Genomic DNA, 500 nt, shown 5'->3' with positions numbered 1-500 from the left:
CAACATCATCAACGTCAATACGCCTCAATGTTGGATCAAGTGTTGCAAACAGCTGATCAGCTGCATAAACCTCTGACGATGTCATTCGGTTAAATAAACTTGATTTACCCGCATTGGTATAACCCACTAACGATATCGTTGGGATATCTGCTTTATTACGTGCTTGCCGGCCTTGTTCTCGCTGCTTTTCGACTCGACTAAGGCGGGATAAAATCTGACTGATTTTTCCCCTTAATAACCGACGGTCAGTTTCAAGCTGAGTTTCACCAGGACCACGTAGACCGATTCCACCTTTTTGGCGCTCAAGGTGCGTCCATCCTCTCACAAGGCGAGTGGACAAGTGACGTAATTGCGCGAGTTCAACTTGCAGTTTCCCTTCGTGCGTCCGCGCCCCTTGCGCAAATATATCTAAAATCACGCCTGTACGGTCAACAACCTTACATTCGCATAGCCGTTCAAGGTTACGTTCCTGAGCAGGGCTAAGAGTATGGTTAAATAAC

At 46.8% G+C, this 500-nt stretch carries 1 protein-coding gene; it reads right to left on the bottom strand.

Going from position 1 to position 500, the window contains the following annotated elements; all coding sequences use genetic code 11:
* A partial coding sequence (hflX, locus tag ABN217_RS20605) for a GTPase HflX (protein ID WP_349460061.1) occupies nucleotides 1-500 on the bottom strand: 500 nt, incomplete at both ends.

The organism is Proteus sp. fly-1067 (genome assembly GCF_040139345.1).
GTDB lineage: Bacteria > Pseudomonadota > Gammaproteobacteria > Enterobacterales > Enterobacteriaceae > Proteus > Proteus vulgaris_B.
Note: the sequence above shows the minus strand (reverse complement) of the source record. Positions and strands in the feature narration are given on the sequence as shown.